11 protein-coding genes are annotated in these 17,568 nt (G+C 55.4%); 5 read left to right on the forward strand and 6 right to left on the reverse strand.

What is annotated here, in order from left to right; all coding sequences use genetic code 11:
* Positions 1 to 20: 20 nt before the first annotated feature.
* Complete coding sequence (locus FQ179_RS12640) at positions 21 to 887, reverse strand: methyltransferase (RefSeq protein ID WP_149397624.1); 867 nt, start codon at positions 885 to 887, stop codon at positions 21 to 23.
* A 935-nt stretch (positions 888 to 1,822) separates the two neighbouring features.
* Between FQ179_RS12640 and mgtE the strand changes: the two genes are divergently transcribed.
* Entirely contained in the window at positions 1,823 to 3,178 is a 1,356-nt protein-coding gene (gene mgtE, locus FQ179_RS12645; protein WP_149397625.1) for a magnesium transporter, read from the forward strand.
* Between the two features lie 112 nt (positions 3,179 to 3,290).
* Positions 3,291 to 4,694: a GntP family permease gene (locus FQ179_RS12650; protein ID WP_149397626.1), complete on the forward strand. Its 1,404-nt coding sequence runs from the start codon at positions 3,291 to 3,293 to the stop codon at positions 4,692 to 4,694.
* A 352-nt stretch (positions 4,695 to 5,046) separates the two neighbouring features.
* On the opposite strand, the gene FQ179_RS12655 is transcribed toward FQ179_RS12650, so the two are convergent.
* The 3 genes from FQ179_RS12655 to FQ179_RS12665 all read right to left on the reverse strand — a co-directional run bounded on the left by FQ179_RS12655 (position 5,047) and on the right by FQ179_RS12665 (position 8,120).
* A complete protein-coding gene (locus FQ179_RS12655) occupies positions 5,047 to 6,261 on the reverse strand; it encodes an ABC transporter substrate-binding protein (RefSeq protein ID WP_149397627.1) in 1,215 nt (404 codons plus the stop codon).
* Positions 6,262 to 6,286: 25 nt separating this feature from the next.
* The gene (locus tag FQ179_RS12660) at positions 6,287 to 7,219 is read right to left on the reverse strand and encodes a 3-keto-5-aminohexanoate cleavage protein (RefSeq protein ID WP_149397628.1); all 933 of its coding nucleotides are present in this window, start codon (positions 7,217 to 7,219) and stop codon (positions 6,287 to 6,289) included.
* Positions 7,220 to 7,310: 91 nt separating this feature from the next.
* Positions 7,311 to 8,120, reverse strand: a complete 810-nt coding sequence (locus FQ179_RS12665) for a ChbG/HpnK family deacetylase (protein WP_149397629.1) — start codon at positions 8,118 to 8,120, stop codon at positions 7,311 to 7,313.
* Here FQ179_RS12665 and FQ179_RS12670 point away from each other — a divergent pair.
* On the forward strand, positions 8,103 to 8,564 hold the full coding sequence (locus FQ179_RS12670; protein ID WP_149397630.1) for a GtrA family protein: 462 nt from the start codon (positions 8,103 to 8,105) through the stop codon (positions 8,562 to 8,564). The two genes, FQ179_RS12665 and FQ179_RS12670, sit on opposite strands and share 18 nt — an antisense overlap.
* On the opposite strand, the gene FQ179_RS12675 is transcribed toward FQ179_RS12670, so the two are convergent.
* Both FQ179_RS12675 and FQ179_RS12680 read right to left on the reverse strand, forming a co-directional pair.
* Entirely contained in the window at positions 8,460 to 9,584 is a 1,125-nt protein-coding gene (locus tag FQ179_RS12675; protein ID WP_255474969.1) for a glycosyltransferase family 2 protein, read from the reverse strand. The genes FQ179_RS12670 and FQ179_RS12675 overlap by 105 nt on opposite strands.
* A gap of 10 nt (positions 9,585 to 9,594) precedes the next feature.
* Positions 9,595 to 11,202: a glycosyltransferase family 39 protein gene (locus FQ179_RS12680; RefSeq protein ID WP_149397632.1), complete on the reverse strand. Its 1,608-nt coding sequence runs from the start codon at positions 11,200 to 11,202 to the stop codon at positions 9,595 to 9,597.
* Between the two features lie 707 nt (positions 11,203 to 11,909).
* Between FQ179_RS12680 and putP the strand changes: the two genes are divergently transcribed.
* The gene (putP, locus tag FQ179_RS12690; protein WP_149397634.1) at positions 11,910 to 13,400 is read left to right on the forward strand and encodes a sodium/proline symporter PutP; all 1,491 of its coding nucleotides are present in this window, start codon (positions 11,910 to 11,912) and stop codon (positions 13,398 to 13,400) included.
* A gap of 112 nt (positions 13,401 to 13,512) precedes the next feature.
* Positions 13,513 to 17,469, forward strand: a complete 3,957-nt coding sequence (putA, locus tag FQ179_RS12695) for a trifunctional transcriptional regulator/proline dehydrogenase/L-glutamate gamma-semialdehyde dehydrogenase (RefSeq protein WP_149397635.1) — start codon at positions 13,513 to 13,515, stop codon at positions 17,467 to 17,469.
* Positions 17,470 to 17,568: the final 99 nt, after the last annotated feature.

Raw genomic sequence — 17,568 nt, forward strand, 5'->3', positions numbered from 1 at the left:
CAGGCACAAGCCTGGAAAGATCAGTTTGGTGCCGTGCCTAAAGCATGGCGGCGATAACGCAGCAAGCGACCTTTATACGCTTGCGCACCCTCTTCGGCCATGACAGGCTGGTCATCCAGACGTTTGTCTTCTTCCAGCACAAAACCATAGTGCGCCATGTTGCGGCTAAAGGCGTTGCGATGGCCACGATTGGGGTCCACGATCCAGACTTCGGCAGCGGCGTTCGCATGGCGATCAATGAACGCGGATAGCGTCACCGGCATATCGGGTTCGTACAACAGATCGCTGCCAATGATGAGGTCATAGCGCCCGCTAAGAAATTGCTCGCTGAAACCGTCACCAGGCACGGCACGGTCACGAACAATGGGGTCACCATCACTGACATCACCTGTCTGGGAGTGGGTTGAGCCGAAGGCCGAGCCCCCCTCCTCATGCAGCGGTATCCCTAACAAACCATGGCGTTCAACGTATTGATCGGCGGCTGGCGCACTTTCACCCCATTGCCCATAACGATACGTTAGCAAAGATAAATCATTTAGCTTGGCGTTGACATCGAGAAATGTCTCTGCCAGGGGATGGCAGTCGCTGGCCGTAATGTGCGCACCCCGCCGCTGGCCGACAAGACTGGCAAGCCCAAGACCACAACCGATCTCGAGTATGCGTTCGTCCGGGCACACACGCCGCTGGGCAAGTTGCGTGGCAAGCTGCACACCAGAGGGCCACATCAGACCAAACAAAGGCCAGGATGCAGAGCAAATGCCTCTGCGCAATGCTTCGCCAGTAGGATCGTAATATTGCTGTCGATCCAGCAAAGACTGAATAACAAGCTTTCCAGCGCCCGCGATGGCGATGTGCTCAAGCTTGGTTTTATAGCCAGGCATCGTCATGAAAGGCAACCTTAATAACTTAAAGAAATAAAACGCCCTTGAGTATGCGCTATTTCAGCAAAAAAATCCAATAAAAACAAATACCTGTGAACCCATGGCGGTAGATGCTGGAGTTCGGGCTGGTGATGAGCTTGGCCTGGGCTGGGCGGACCATGAGGATGGGATAGCCGCAAACGTCGGCATTATCTGCCATAGCCCCATTCGCTGAAATTCTAAAAATTGTGGGAGCTTTAGGAAATGAGGGGCTACGGGAGTTGTGGCCATTAAACAACCAAAAAATGGCCTAATGCAAGCACGAACGCTACACTATGCGCCTAGTTGACCGCCGAAGAGCCAAATGGTGAATTCTGAGGGATGCAGTCGATTGTGTGGCACGGCCTCTGCATAGCAGGATCAGCAGGCCTCGCTCTTCATAATCGTCCTATCAACGGACGTGGCGCGCGCTGACCAATTCTGGCTCAATCAGCACGGCTAGCAATATGGCCAGGCCTGGGCCTGATCGTGTGCTGTCTGACACGCTTTCTGGCTTTCCTCCACCTGTTTCCACTGCTGGCCGGCACCGTGCGTCAAAGTATTCATTGTCTGCTTTCGGCCATTTTCCGGAGCGTTGCATGCCCGAAAACCCTAAGCCCCGAGGGTGGCAGGCGCAGGCAGATTTCCTGATTTCATAGTTCTCTCTGCATGCAGGCTATGTGGAAGGCCCCTGATTTCATAGCTCTCTTTTGAGGCAGGCAGGCGGTGTAACAGGCTCCCTGACGTCATAGCTCTCTCTTAGGAAAAACTGTGTGGCAGACGCTCAACTTGGGCCTTCCCCACACCAAAGACAAATCGCAACCCACGCCTCGGCACGCCTTCTGCCGGGCTAGCCGTATTGCATAAACCCCCCAGAACACACGAAGGCGTACGCCACGCCAAGTCAGAAAGAGAGAATAAGAATGTTTTCAGATACCTTAATCCTGCGCGTGCAGGAACTCCTTTACAAGAAAGACTCTGCCGGTGCAGCCGCCACTGTCAACGATCTTCAGTCGGTGGATGCTGCGGCGATTTTGCAGGAGATTTCGCATAACGACGCACTAAGCCTGTTGTTGGCAATGAAAGTGCGCAGGCGCGCGAGCGTGTTCGGATACCTGCCCCCGCAAACGCAAGCACAATTGGCGCAAAGCATGAGTCGCACAGAGCTTGCCACGCTTTTTGAGCATATGGAGCATGACGAGCGGGCCGACTTGTATAACAACCTTACGCCTGACGAACGCCTTGCGTTGTTACCTGGGCTTGCCCACGCAGAGCGGGAAGACGTAAGGCTGCTGGCCAGCTACCCTGAAGGCACCGTTGGCTCGGTCATGACCTCCGCCTATGTCACGCTACAAGCCGACCAGACCGTAAACGAAGCCCTCAATACCATCCGTCATGAAGCTCCCGACAAAGAAACCATTTACCTGGCGTACATCATTGATGAGCATCGACACGTTTTGGGCACGGTTTCATTGCGGGAACTGATTCTCGCCTCACCCGCCGAGCGTATCAACACCATCATGACGCGCGACCCGGTTTTTTGCTTGGCCGATTCAGAGCAATCTGAAGCCGCTCGATTAATCGCCCACTATGACTTGCTTGCGGTGCCAGTAATGGACGCCACCGGCCAGATTGTTGGCATCGTGACGCACGATGATGCCCTGGACGTCACACAGGCAGAAGACACCGAAGATCAGTTGCGACTGGGCGCAGTAGGCAAACTAACCGGATCACTCAGACACGCCACCGTTACAGCCCTCTACAAAATGCGGGTGGGCTGGCTGGTTGTTCTGGTATTTGGCAATCTCTTCTCTGGCGCAGGCATTGCTCACTTCGAAGACCTGATTGCCAGCATGGTGTCGCTGGTCTTTTTTCTTCCTCTACTGATAGACAGCGGCGGCAACGCTGGCTCGCAAAGCGCCACCATGATGGTGCGCGCATTGGCTACCGGCGATGTCAGGGCAAAAGACTGGATCAAAATGTTGGGCAAAGAGGTGACGGTTTCTGTACTGTTAGGCCTGACCATGGCCGCGGCGGTTTCCTTTATCGGCGTCTTTCGGGCTGGTACCGACGTAGCCATCGTTGTGGCATTGACCATGGTGGTGATTGTTGCCGTTGGCAGTGTTATTGGCATGTCACTGCCTTTTATTCTGACCCGCTTCAAGTTCGATCCTGCATCGGCCAGCGCGCCGCTAATCACGTCCATCTGCGACGGTGCCGGCGTGCTTATTTACTTCAACATTGCCAGCTTGCTGCTCCCACTGCCGGGAGCAGCCTGATTGTTTGTCATGCATCAATAGCCTGTGCGCAGGCTCTGCTAGACTCGTCGGTTTTGTATTTATTCTGGGTGCCGCCCAGACGTCGTCGAATTACCCCGGAGTTCAGTTTCACATGACAAGCACTCTTGCTATTGTTGTTTCGCTGTTGCTGCTGATGTACCTCGCCTACCGAGGCGTTACTGTTTTGCTTCTGGCGCCTCTTATGGCCGCCCTGGCTGTTTTGCTTTCGGGTGAAATCGGCCTGTATCTGCCTATCTACACAGATACCTTCATGAAAGCGCTGGGTGGCTATGTCATCCAGTTTCTGCCCATCTTTCTGCTGGGCGCTCTGTTTGGCCAGCTTATGGCCGACTCCGGTGCCGCTCACACTATTTCAAACGCTATTGTGGAGCGTCTTGGCCACAAGCAGGCCATTGTTACCGTCGTGCTGGCCTGTGGCGTGCTGACGTATGGCGGCGTGTCATTATTTGTAGTGGCGTTTGCCATTTACCCCATTGCACGCGACTTATTTCGCACCGCAGACATCCCAAAGCGGCTTGTTCCTGCCACCATTGCACTGGGTTCCTTCACCTTTACCATGACGGCCATGCCTGGCTCTCCAGCCATTCAGAATGCCATCCCCATTCCTTACTACGGTACCAACGTGTTTGCCGCACCTGGCCTGGGCATTATCGCGTCAGTCATTATGCTGCTCGGTGGGCTTTGGTGGTTGCATTCACGCGCTGCCAAAGCGCGCGTGTCGGGTGAAGGCTATGGCCAGCATGCTGAAGGCGAAGCAATGGCCAGCTCAGATGTGGACAAGGGTGCCATGTCACGCATGCCGCTGGCGCTGGCGCTGCTGCCACTCGTGTTGGTGATAGGCGTTAACGCCATTTTTACCTACCTGGTGTTCCCAGGTATTGACATGAGCTCGCTGACAGCACGCTTTCCCAATGTTTCTCCCGCCAAAATGGCCGGGCTGTGGGCACTGATTATCGCGCTCACCGTTGCGTGCGTCACACTGGTCGTGTCGCGGCTGGGGCACTGGAGCAATCTGCGCGCCTCTATCAACAAAGGCGTTTATGGCTTCATGTTGCCGCTGTTCAACACGGCTTCGGAAGTTGGCTATGGTGCGGTTATTGCAGGCTTGGCGGGCTTTGCCATTATTCGCGATGCCGTGCTCAACGTGACCCCCGGCAACCCGCTAATTTCTGAAGCCATCGCCATGAACGTGCTCGCAGGCATTACAGGCTCATCGTCTGGTGGCCTGAGTATTGCTCTGCAAACGCTCGGTGCCGACTACCTGCGCATGGCAGAGGCAGCAGGCATTAGCCCCGACCTCATGCACCGGGTGGCCGTAATGGCTGCGGGTGGATTCGACACGCTGCCACACTGCGGCGCCATCATCACGCTGCTGTCTATCTGCAACCTCTCGCATCGCCAGTCTTACCTGAACATTGCCGCAGTAACCATGGGCGTGCCAATGGTGGCCCTGATTGCAGTGATTACGCTGGGAACGATGTTCGGCTCATTCTGAACAAAGGGGCGTATCGCCCCACGTTACAACACAGCAGCCAGGAAAAAAGGGTGGCTTGCAATTTTAACCAAAGCAAGCCGCCCCACACCCCATCGTAAACTGCATAGCCGCTGAACATGGCAGTACCCAGCCTTGCTGACAGCTCGAAAGGCGGAAACCGGGTCCGCACCATGCATCTCCGCCTTAACGACGGAGATATTTAGGCACTGGAAAGAATAAGCCCCCAAACTGAACTCCCCCCAAAAAGGTTGGATTAGCGTGCAGATTAAGGGGCAGTTTATTCATGCGCAATGCATGGAGACTTAGGTCGTTGCGTTCGTCAGCCCCTTTACAATGTGGGCTGACTCGCCCTTCAGCTCTTTTTCACAAACTTGCAGCTCGACTCACTAAGCGGACCGTAGATGTCTTCAGCTGGCAGCTTGGAGATGGCTGTGTGATAGTCCCATGGGCCCGAGCTTTCAGACGGCTTTTTCACCTGCAAGAGTGTCATGTCATTCATCATGCGGCCGTCCTCACGGATGACACCATTTTGCACAAAGAAGTCATTGACGGGGTTGGCCTTGAGCCAGGCCATAATGGTGTCCGCATCATCAGTACCCGTTGCGCCAACCCCCTTCAGGTAGGCCTGCACGGCAGAATAATCACTGGCCTGTATATACGTGGGCATGCGCTGGTTCTTTTCTTCGAAGCGTTTGGACCATGCCGTCGCCTCTTCTGATTGGTTCCAGTGCCAGGGAGTCGTAAAGTACATGCCTTGCGTCACGTCCAGACCCAGTGTATGAATATCAAGCACAAAAACGGTCAAACCCACAGGGTTCATGGTGGCGTTCAGCCCAAACTCTGACGCGGTCTTGATGGCATTGACGAAATCGCCGCCCGCATTGGCCAGGCCCAATATTTTGGCACCGGAGCTTTGGGCCTGAAGCATAAATGACGAAAAATCAGAAAGCGCCAGTGGCACGCGCACCTTGCCAAGCACTTTGCCGCCAGCTGCCTCGACGACCTCAGACGTTTCGCGCTCGAGTGCGTGACCAAAGGTATAGTCTGTCGTAATAAAAAACCAGGAGTCACCACCATTTTTTACCACCGCTGCGCCAGTGCCCTTGGCCAACGCACTGGTTGAGTACGTGTACTGGACGGTGTAGGGATTGCACTGTTCATTGGTAAGCGCCGAAGTGCCTGCCCCCGTCGAGATAAACAGCTTTTTCTTTTCTGCAGCAACGGCTGACATGGCCAGGCTGGCCGCCGAGTTGGTGCCGCCAAAAAGCACGTCAAGCTTGTTGCTGTCAAACCATTCTCGCGCCTTGGCCGATGCCACATCAGCCTTATTCTGATGATCGGCCACCAACAGCTCGATTTTCTTACCATTAATGTTGCCACCCGCATCTTCAATGGCCATGCGGATTGCTTCGGCTCCAGCTGTCCCATCGTAATCAGAATAAACACCAGACATGTCCGTAATAAAACCAATACGGATAACGTCGTCAGAAATATCTGCTGCCAACGCCTGCATGCCATAGGCGGCGAATACCGTGCCCAAAAGCACGCACATTTGTCGCTTTTTCATTATGTCTCCAGATAACTATCATCAATCAAAAGGCAACGTTGTCTTTGCCTTTGGTTTGAAGCATCGCCCGTGCTTCTTCGGGTGTCGCTATTTCCAGCGAAAGCTCTTCGAGAATGGTGCGTATTTTTGTGACCTGCTCAGCGTTCGACGTGGCGAGGCGACCTTTTGACAGATACAGGCTGTCTTCCAACCCGACCCGGACGTTGCCGCCCAGCAGTGCACTCATGGTGACAAACGGCATTTGATGCTTGCCGGCCGCCAATACAGAAAGGTAGTAATCATCGCCAAACAGTTTGTCGGCAATGGCGCGCATATGCAGCAGGTTTTCTTGATGGGCGCCCACGCCACCGAGGATGCCGAATATGCATTGAAGAAAAAATGGCGGCTTGATCAAACCACGATCCGCAAAATGCGCCACGTTATACAGGTGGCCGAGGTCATAGCACTCGAACTCAAAACGAGTACCCATGGCCGACAACTCGTTTACGCCGCGTTCAATCTGTGCAAAGGTATTGGACAGAATGAAATCAGTCGTCATATCAAGATAGGGCTTTTCCCAGTCGTGCTTGAATTTTTCAATTCGCGCACCTGCGCCCGAGATATTGAAGTTGAACGACCCCATGTTCATGGACGCCACTTCAGGTTCAGCCGATTTGGCAGGAGCAAGACGCTCATCGAGCGACATGCCCAAGCCACCACCGGTGGTAATGTTAAGAATGGCGTCGGTCTGGCTTTTTATGACAGGCAAAAACTGCGCAAACAACTTGGGATCTTGCTTGGGTTGGCCTGTTTGGGGGTCGCGCGCATGCAGGTGCAGCATTGCCGCGCCGGCTTGCGCTGCCGCTACCGCGTCACGCGCGATTTCTTCAGGCGTAATCGGAAGATACGGCGACATGGTGGGCGTATGTATAGACCCCGTCACCGCACAAGTAATAATAACTTTCTTGGATTGTCTCAAAGCATGCCTCCTTAGAGAGTGTGTTCATCAACGTGCAGAAAAGCTCACTTAAAGGCTACACGAAATAACAAACATACGCGCCCGTCGACATTCAGAAGGTATTGCCACCCACAACCTGCACCTTCTCGCCGGCAAGCATGACCTCTAGTGCGTCACTGGACAAAACCGCAAACTCAGCTTGCCGCTGCGCACCAAGCGTGTCATTAACAGCGTGGCCGTTTGCCGGATGACACATCAATGCGTCGCCGTTTTTGCATTGGGCCAGCCACAGCCCCACCCAACGCAGATAGGCCTTCTGGCCTCCGCCAAAGTCATACACACCGCAAAAACCATTATTCATGGGAAAGCCTGCAGCCGTCGCCTCACGCCTGAGCGGACCTGCGCCCAGCATGGCTATCGTATAAGCCTTGGCTTTGAGCGCCAGCGGAAAGCCCGCGCTACGCACGTTGCCGCCATGCCGTATCCATGGCAGTTGCGTGTTGGCATATCGTCGCTGCAATATGGCCAACAAGGCGCTGCGAATCTGCGGCAACTGATGAACATGCTGGTGACCATCAATATAATGCGGCAAATGTCCGGCCACATTTTCAAACCGCTGCAGCTGCCGCTCAATCGCATCTGCTATCGCCATGGCTGGCAGGCTGCGGACAAGGCTGCGCGCAATGATTGTGCGTAATGGCCAAACAGGCCCGTCTTGCCCCAAAGACTCCGTAAAATTCAGATGTAAACCAATCTTTATGCCTGTGGCTTGCAATTGGGCAATATCCTGTTCAAATAAAAGCCCATCCACAAGACAGCTCGTGCCGGTCAACCGATGACGCAAGGCCAGCGATACAATGCCGGCATCAACGTGGGCATTCATGCCAAAGTCATCTGCACAAATATGAATTTCCCGTTTCATTTATCTCTCGCTATACGTCGCTTGTATCGCAGCCAAATCGTCAGATTTGTGGCTGTGGGTTGTGCTGCAGCCGCCACACATTGGGCCGTGGCCATAACCTGTGTCAAGTTGCTTTCGATGCAACCCCTGCTGGCCAATGTAATAGGCTGGGCGTTGGCGTTTATCGTATCGTTCAGCGGGCATTACGGCCTGACCTTTCGCAACCAGAACACAGTGTTCTGGCAGGCAGCCAGGCGGTTTTTTGTCGTGTCGCTGACCGGCTTTTTAATTAACGAAACCGTGTACGCCCTGGGGCTTAAATACTCGGCATTACGCTATGACGTGCTGCTGGCGGCAATATTAGTGGGTATGGCCATCATCACCTATGTCGTGGCGCGCTTCTGGGCCTTCCGCAGTGACCCCGCTCCGGGTACGAGCACCTGCGGGAAAACGGGCCACCATTGAGTCGCCGTCCATTTGTTTAAGCCCTTTCCCACGCCGTTCGCGAAGCAGATAAATAGGGCGTTGTTTTACCTCAGTAAATATTCGGGCAATATACTCGCCTAATATACCCATGGAGAGTAAGTTAATGCCCGCAAAAAACAGCACCACGGTAATCAAGGTTGACCACCCTCGCACCGCATCCCCATAAAGCCAGTACTTCAGAATAATAAACAAACCATATGCAAACGACAGTGCAGCCAACGACAGCCCGGCAATGCTTAACAAGCGCAGCGGCCACGTGGTAAACGCAGTAAGCCCACCCACTGCAAACTTGAACAACTTGGAAATACGAAAACTGCTTTTGCCGTGCATGCGTTGAAGCGGCTCATAGAGCAGTGGGCGCGCATCAAAACCCACCCAGGCAAAAAGCCCTTTCATAAAACGATCGCGTTCGGGCAGCGTCAACAGCGCATCCACAACCACACGGTCCATAAGCCGGAAGTCGCCCGCATCTGCCGGCACCTGCAACCCGTCAGACGTTCGCATCAATGAATAAAACAGTCGGGTTCCCCACCGCTTTATTGTCGTTTCGTCTTTGCGGTTGGCGCGTACACCATAAACCATATCCGCGCCGTCGCTCCATGTTCTGATCATGCGCGAGATAAGTTCAGGCGGGTGCTGGCCGTCGGCATCCAGGCACACGACGACCTGCCCTTTGGCGGCCTTAAGCCCTGCCGTCAACGCGTTTTCTTTGCCAAAATTTCGGGCCAGACGCAGATAGACAATTTGCGGATGCAGGTTAGTCCAATGCTGCAACAATGTCGCCGTAGCATCTGTACTACCATCGTCGACAATAATGATTTCGTAGGCGCATGCCAGTTTGCGCAATACATCCATTAACTCGGGCAGCAAAATGCTCAGGTTATCGTGCTCGTTCAGGCACGGAACAACACAAGAGATCGACGCCAGGCTACGCCGCTCAGGCGACGCCCCCGAAGGGAGATCAGACGTTACCGAAGTTGCCGGTTCGATTGTGGTCAATGTAGTGGCCTCAGTCGTGTAGTGGTTTCTGTTTGCCGGCAGAAATGGGATGGGAAATGGCAGCTGAACATGCATCAGACGGCGGCAAAATACCCCAGTGAATCTTGATCAAGGGGCTACGGCTCGATGACCAGCGCAGGTCTAGCTCGCCCTGGGTGACAGTTTGTTTGTACAACTGTTCGAGCTCAGGGGACAGATAGCCGCGCGGCTCGGTGCTGTAGGCGACCAGAGCGCCACACTGCAAGGCGGTCTGTGGATCCAGCCATGGAGCATGCCGGTAATCGGCATCAAGAAACACCTCAACATGGCTTCCAGCATGCACGACAATATTGCCGCCCAGCCACATATCTGATGCGACAACCCGCATAGGAACGCCTGGCACGTGTTCCTTCCAGATAGACTGCATGGCCTGCGATACCTGCTGTCCCGGATACGTAGACCGTGAAGCATTGCCCCAATGCCAGGCAACAGGGCCTCGCGCAATGCCATACCCCACGGCCATGCAGACTTGCATCACAATAACAGTGAGCAACACCGCATGCAGGACGGCGGCATCATCACCCCGTAACCACCAAAAACAATAAAAACCAAAAAGAATAAAAAACGTCGTCGCCCACGACGGCTCCAGATTGGTACCCATCAGCATGGAAATAACAACCGTTGAAACCAGCGGTGCCAGCCCGACCCAGAGCAGAAATGAACGATCCCAGGGCGATAAAGCCTTGGCCCATACATGAGACTCGTCTGGAGTTGGTTTTTTTGCGCGAGTAAGACGTTTAACCACAAGCAGCGCCAGAATCATCGGCGCCACACGCGCCAGCTGATCTGCAAGAAAACTGCCTGTGGATTTAAGCGCGGCCAGTCGTGAGACAGAAACAATTGATTTGTCGGCGTACAGCACAGGCTCGAAATTGTGTTGCGCCAGCCAGTACAGATGAGGCGAAAACACCAGCACACCAATAACCATGGCAATGATTATGCCTTTTATGGTGGAAGCGTTGATCAGCCGGTACTGACGCAGCAAGAAAAAAGCAAAGGCCGCAAACTGAATGACCGCACTGTATTTGGTCAGCAGCGCCAGCCCTGACACTACACCCACAGCGACCCACGCGCCTGTTTTACCAGTGCGCATTGCGCGGTAAAACAGCCAGGTCGACGCCGCAATCGACCACAACTGCGCCGTATTGTGATTGAAAATGGTACCGCGCATGCCGAAATAGGCAATGGTGGAAAGCAACAGCACAGCAATCAGCGAGCGCGCCGGCGTGGTGAATTCACACCCTATTTTCCAGATAAACCACAATGACAGTGCCGAGAAGAGCTGCCCCATCAAAAAAGGCAACCAAACAGGGCGCCCAAACAATTGGCTTGCTGCATGCATTACCCAGGACGGTAACGGCGGGTGCTTGCTGTAACCCAGCTCTAAGCTCGACGCCCAGACGAGTTCTTCCATGCCGTCTCGATCGGGTGCCGAGTGACTCCAGCCGACAGCCAGTGTCCAGAGGACAACCATACCCAATAGCAGAATAAATACCGTGAAGCCGGTAACCCTTTGTGGCGTCAGGCGTTGGCGCAAAAAAAATGCACGCGCCCCAGTAGTGGCGATAGAAAACGTCATGCTGCGGTTGCAACCCAAGAATAAATAAACATTGGCCGTGCGCGTTAGCCCTTACATATCTGCCACATTATCGGTGAGGTCACCAGAAAACCGGCACCGAAGCGGGCAGTACATACGACGCAGTCGATGCCGTAAATACGCCATCGACTGCGTCGACAGTTTACGCGATGTAATTGTTTGCGTGCACCCACCGCCGGCGTAAATGACATGTTGCCTATGCGAATGCACAGGTACTGAGACACCCGGCGTACCACCGCAACGCCATTGGCCGCACCAGGCCGCCTATTCTCAAAGTCGCCGTTATTGCATTGCACACACGAATGGTGCAGAGCCTCAATCTTGCTCTTGCTCTTGCTCTTGCTCTTGCTCTTGCTCTTGCTCTTGCTCTTGCTCTTGCTCGTGCTCTTTCTCTTGCTGCGACATTGCAACCTCGGTGCCACCCAAAAAAAAGGTGCAACCTTTTTCTAAAAATAGGGGTAAACCCGATTGCACCAAAAACGTGTGTTCGGTTAAAAATCCCTGTTTTTATTTACAAACCCAAGCAATAGCACATGGGCTGTTGGGTATCGATGGGTCGACCACAGCCTGCGGACCGCCAGCATTAACGCCACGCCCAGCGCTTAGGCAGTTGCCCCGTGGCTTCGGTGCTGCCATAAGCAGCCCAATGCTATTGCCTGCCAACCTCACCACTCCTATAAGGCCAAAGCATGGGTGCAAGTCACGAAACCATGGTCACATTCGTGATCTATATCGTCGCAATGATCGCGATCGGCCTGATCGCCTATTTTTCAACCAGAAATTTTTCTGACTACATACTTGGCGGCCGACGCTTGGGCAGCTTTGTTACGGCGCTTTCGGCTGGCGCATCTGACATGAGCGGCTGGCTACTGATGGGCCTGCCTGGCGCCATTTACTTTGCCGGTATTTCTGAAAGCTGGATCGCCATCGGCCTGCTCGCGGGCGCCTACCTGAATTGGCTGTTTGTAGCGGGCCGACTGCGAGTACACACTGAACACCACAATAACGCCCTGACGCTACCTGACTACTTTACAAGCCGCTTCGAAGACAAAAGTCGTTTGCTGCGCATTTTTTCGGCTCTTGTGATTCTGTTATTTTTCACGATTTACTGCGCCTCGGGCATTGTCGCCGGTGCACGGCTGTTCGAAAGTACCTTCGGCATGCAGTATCAAACTGCCCTTTGGGTTGGTGCGGCCGCGACCATTATTTACGTGCTCATCGGCGGCTTCCTGGCCATTAGCTGGACCGACACCGTTCAGGCAGCCATGATGCTGTTCGCGCTATTGCTTACACCGCTCTTTGTGGTGCTGGCCCTGGGCAACTGGGACACCGTCGTGCACTCAATACAAAGCGTAAACCCAGCCAACTTCGACATGACGCGCGGCCTGTCCTTTGTAGCGATTATTTCACTGCTAGGTTGGGGCCTTGGCTATTTCGGCCAGCCTCACATTCTGGTGCGCTTTATGGCAGCCGACTCCGTCAAAACCATACCGGCGGCGCGCCGTATCGGTATGGCATGGATGCTGCTCTGCCTGCTCGGCTCTGTATGTGTCGGTTTCTTTGGCATTGCCTATTTTGCCCAGCATCCAGAGCTTGCCGGCCCCGTTACCGAAAACCACGAACGCGTCTTCATTGAGCTGACCAAGCTACTGTTCAACCCGTGGATAGCAGGTGTCGTGCTGTCTGCCATTCTGGCAGCAGTAATGAGCACATTAAGCTGCCAGCTTCTGGTCAGCTCCAGCACGCTAACTGAAGATATCTATAAAGCATTCCTCCGACAAAACGCCTCGCAGCGCGAACTGGTGTGGGTTGGCCGGCTAATGGTGCTAACCGTAGCGCTGGTGGCCATCGCCATTGCTCATAACCCCGACAGCAAGGTGCTGGGCCTCGTCTCCTATGCCTGGGCTGGGTTTGGCGCCGCTTTTGGCCCGGTCGTGCTGCTGTCCCTGCTATGGAAACGCATGACCCGTAACGGCGCACTGGCAGGTATGCTCGTAGGCGCCATAACCGTTGTAGTCTGGAAGCAGTTTATTGGGCTGGGCCTGTACGAAATTATTCCGGAGTTCTTGCTCGCCACCGTGAGCATCGTGCTTGTCAGCCTGGTGGGCGGCGCCCCCAGCGCGAGCATCGCCCAGCGATTCGAGGAAGCCGACCAAAAATACCGAAACGCCCACATTTAATTGATATAAAATTAGGTTGCACCGGGTTGCACCTTTCTGCTCACGGCGCCACTCTTTCGCCCGGTTCGCCCCGGCTGCTGATATACACTACTCTGTACCAGGAGGTCTTCCCATGGCCAGTACTACCCTTGGCGTCAAGCTGGACGACGCGTCCCGTGAGCGTCTGAAAGCCGCTGCGCAAAAAATCGATCGTACGCCGCACTGGCTGATCAAGCAGGCGATCTTCAACTACCTTGATCAGCTTGAGCGCGGCCTGACGCCCCCCGATATTGCGGCGGCCTCTTCCACCAGTGTTGAAGAAGGCCCTGTCGCGACATACGGCACAGGCACAAACGCCGCCTATCAGCCCTTTATCGATTTTGCAGAGAGTGTTCAGCCCCAATCTGTATTGCGCGCCGCCATCACGGCCGCCTACCGTCGTCCCGAGCCCGAGTTACTACCCATGCTGGTAGACCAGGCGCGGCTGGCGCCCGACGCGGCCGAGGCGGCACACAAGATGGCCATGCAACTGGCCGAAACACTGCGCAAACAGAAAAATGCTGGCGGCCGCCAGGGGTTGGTACAAGGCCTGTTGCAAGAATTCTCCTTGTCTTCGCAAGAGGGCGTGGCCCTGATGTGTCTGGCCGAAGCCTTGCTGCGCATACCAGACAAAGGCACACGCGATGCGCTCATCCGCGACAAGATCAGCAATGGCAAATGGGATCAGCACTTGGGGCAAAGCCCCTCTATGTTTGTTAATGCGGCATCCTGGGGCTTGCTCTTCACTGGCCGTCTGGTGTCCACGCACACAGAAAAAGGCCTGTCGCGCTCACTTAACCGCATCATCGCCAAGGGCGGTGAGCCCGTCATCCGCAAGGGTGTAGACATGGCCATGCGTCTCATGGGTGAGCAGTTCGTCACCGGCGAAACCATTGCCGAAGCATTGGCCAATGCCACCAAAATGGAAGCACGCGGGTTTAGCTATTCGTACGACATGCTGGGCGAGGCCGCGCTCACAGATGAAGACGCCAAGCGCTACCTCGCCTCATACGAACAAGCCATTCATGCCATTGGGCGTGCATCAGGTGGTCGCGGCATTTATCAAGGCCCAGGCCTGTCCATCAAACTTTCAGCGCTCCATCCACGCTACAGCCGTGCACAATACGACCGCGTCATGGCCGAGCTCTACCCAATAATTCGTTCGCTGACGTTGTTGGCCAAGTCTTACGACATCGGCCTGAACATTGACGCCGAAGAGGCCGACCGGCTCGAAATCTCTCTCGACCTGCTTGAAAGACTGTGTTTCGAGCCCGAACTTGAAGGCTGGAACGGCATAGGCTTTGTCATCCAGGCCTACCAAAAGCGTTGCCCCTACGTTATTGACTATGTCATTGACCTGGCCCGGCGCAGCCGCCACCGCCTGATGATCCGCTTGGTCAAAGGCGCTTACTGGGACAGCGAAATCAAGCTGGCACAGGTCAACGGCCTGGAAGGCTACCCCGTCTACACGCGCAAGCCCTATACAGACGTGTCTTACCTGGCCTGCGCGCGCAAACTGCTCGCCGTGCCTGAAGCCATTTACCCGCAATTCGCCACTCACAATGCCTACAGCGTGGCTGCCATTTACAACATGGCAGGTCGCAACTACTACCCCGGGCAATACGAGTTTCAGTGCCTGCATGGCATGGGCGAGCCTCTTTATGACCAAGTGGTAGGCCCGGTCGGCTCAGGCAAATATGGCCGCCCCTGCCGTGTATATGCGCCGGTGGGCAGCCACGAAACACTGCTGGCCTACCTGGTACGCAGGCTACTGGAGAACGGGGCAAACACGTCGTTCGTCAACCGTATCGCCGACCAGAGCATTTCACTGCAAGAATTGGTGCGCGACCCCGTTGCACAAGTCGAAGAAATGGCACGGCAAGAAGGGCATCTGGGCCTGCCGCACCCACGCATAGCCCTGCCGTCCCGACAATATGGCGAGCTACGTGCCAACTCGCAAGGCATGGATCTGGCCAACGAGCATCGGCTGGCATCGCTGTCTTCAGCGTTGCTGACCAGCGCTCAAGAAAACGTCGAAGCCGTGCCGCTGTTGGGCTGCGCCCGCGATACAAGCGCTCAAGCCCGACCCGTGCTAAACCCTGCAAATCACAGCGATGAGGTCGGCATGGTGTACGAAGCCACGTCGCAAGACGTTGACAACGCCTTAAACTGCGCCATAGCTGCCGCCCCCATCTGGCAATCTACACAGCCAGCAGAGCGCGCTGCCGTGCTGGAACGCGCGGCCAGCCTAATGGAAGGCGACATGCAGCACCTTATGGGAATTTTGGTTCGTGAGGCAGGCAAAACCTTTGCCAACGCCATCGCTGAAGTACGTGAAGCGGTTGACTTCCTGCGCTATTACGCCATGCAGGCACGCACGCATTTCTCCAACGACACGCATCGCCCGCTGGGGCCTGTGGTATGCATCAGCCCCTGGAACTTCCCGCTGGCAATATTTACCGGCCAGATCTCTGCCGCGCTGGCAGCGGGCAATACCGTACTGGCCAAGCCCGCCGAGCAGACACCGCTCATCGCCGCACAAGGCATACGCATTCTGCTTGAAGCGGGCGTACCGGCCGGCGCAGTGCAGCTACTGCCAGGCCGGGGCGAAAGCGTAGGCGCACGTCTGGTCGCTGATGAACGCGTGCGAGGCGTCATGTTCACCGGCTCTACCGAAGTAGCGCGCATTCTCCAGCGCAGCATAGCCGGGCGTCTGGATGCCCACGGCCGTGCCATACCTCTGGTTGCAGAAACCGGCGGCATGAACGCCATGATTGTTGATTCGTCAGCACTGGCCGAGCAGGTTGTTGTAGACGTGATGGCCTCGGCGTTCGACAGCGCCGGCCAGCGCTGTTCTGCACTGCGTCTGCTTTGCATACAGGAAGACGTCGCCGAACGTACCCTGGCCATGCTAAAAGGTGCGATGGGCGAATATGTGCTGGGCAACACCGACAAGCTATCCACCGACATCGGCCCCGTTATTGATGAAGAAGCCCGGGCCAATATTGAAAAGCATATCCAGCAAATGCGCGACAGTGGGCATAAAGTGCACCAGCTGGCACGCATGGACGGTGCAGTCCTCAAAGCCGGCACCTTCGTCACGCCAGCCCTTATTGAGCTGAACGAAATTGGCGAACTTGAACGCGAGGTCTTTGGGCCAGTACTGCACGTCATTCGCTATCGCCGCAACGAACTGCCCGCGCTTCTTGATCAGATCAACGCCAGCGGCTATGGGTTGACGCTGGGTGTGCATACGCGCATTGATGAGTCTATCGCGCAGGTTGTCGACGCCGCCCATGTGGGTAACCTCTACGTCAACCGCAACGTGGTTGGCGCCGTGGTTGGCGTACAGCCTTTCGGCGGCGAAGGTTTGTCGGGCACCGGGCCCAAGGCCGGCGGGCCTCTTTATCTGTATCGCCTGCTGGCGGCCAGGCCTGCAGGAGCGGTTGCTGAGCACCTGAAGACCGAACCCGAAAACGTGCAAATGCCCATGCTGCCAGATGCACAAGCTACTGCATTTACCGCATTGCGCAACTGGGCGCAAAGCCATGATGCGACCTTGGCCCAGACCTGCGAACAGTTTGCCGAGCAGGCCCTGAGCGGTCTCATACTTGAATTTGCCGGGCCCACCGGCGAACGCAATACCTATTCGCTGCTGCCACGCGCCCGGGTGCTGTGCCTGGCCGAAAGCCAGGCCGATTTACTGACACAAATTGCTGCCTGCCTGGCGGTAGGGTCCGAGGCCGTGGTGCCCGAAGAGCACCGCGACACCTATGCCCTGCTGCCCCGCGAAACGCAAGCCCGCGTACGCCTGGTACCCGACTGGCAGGCCACCGATGCTGGCTTTGAGGCCGTACTGCATCACGGCGATTCTGACCAGTTGCGAGACATCTGCAAACAGGTGGCCCAGCTGCCTGGTGCCATCGTCAACGTGCACGGCCTGGGTCGCGGAGAGCGTGATGTCCCACTGGACAGGCTGCTGATCGAACGCGCACTTAGTGTGAATACGGCTGCTGCCGGGGGCAATGCAAGTTTGATGACGATTGGGTAGTTGGTAGGTGAAATAGAAAAGGCCGCGAGAGAGTCTCGCGGCCTTTGTTTTAGAGAAGTGGTTTTCTTCGAAAGTCATTGGGTAAACTTGGCGATTTTC

This window comes from Pusillimonas sp. ANT_WB101 (assembly GCF_008369125.1).
GTDB lineage: Bacteria > Pseudomonadota > Gammaproteobacteria > Burkholderiales > Burkholderiaceae_B > Allopusillimonas.

Excerpts from the sequence above, each read along its gene's own strand:
- FQ179_RS12640 (WP_149397624.1), bottom strand. The coding sequence starts at position 887 with ATGACGATGCCTGGCTATAAAACCAAGCTTGAGCACATCGCCATCGCG.
- mgtE (WP_149397625.1), top strand. The coding sequence starts at position 1,823 with ATGTTTTCAGATACCTTAATCCTGCGCGTGCAGGAACTCCTTTACAAG.
- FQ179_RS12650 (WP_149397626.1), top strand. The coding sequence starts at position 3,291 with ATGACAAGCACTCTTGCTATTGTTGTTTCGCTGTTGCTGCTGATGTAC.
- FQ179_RS12655 (WP_149397627.1), bottom strand. The coding sequence starts at position 6,261 with ATGAAAAAGCGACAAATGTGCGTGCTTTTGGGCACGGTATTCGCCGCC.
- FQ179_RS12670 (WP_149397630.1), top strand. The coding sequence starts at position 8,103 with ATGAATTTCCCGTTTCATTTATCTCTCGCTATACGTCGCTTGTATCGC.
- FQ179_RS12665 (WP_149397629.1), bottom strand. The coding sequence starts at position 8,120 with ATGAAACGGGAAATTCATATTTGTGCAGATGACTTTGGCATGAATGCC.
- FQ179_RS12680 (WP_149397632.1), bottom strand. The coding sequence starts at position 11,202 with ATGACGTTTTCTATCGCCACTACTGGGGCGCGTGCATTTTTTTTGCGC.
- putP (WP_149397634.1), top strand. The coding sequence starts at position 11,910 with ATGGGTGCAAGTCACGAAACCATGGTCACATTCGTGATCTATATCGTC.
- putA (WP_149397635.1), top strand. The coding sequence starts at position 13,513 with ATGGCCAGTACTACCCTTGGCGTCAAGCTGGACGACGCGTCCCGTGAG.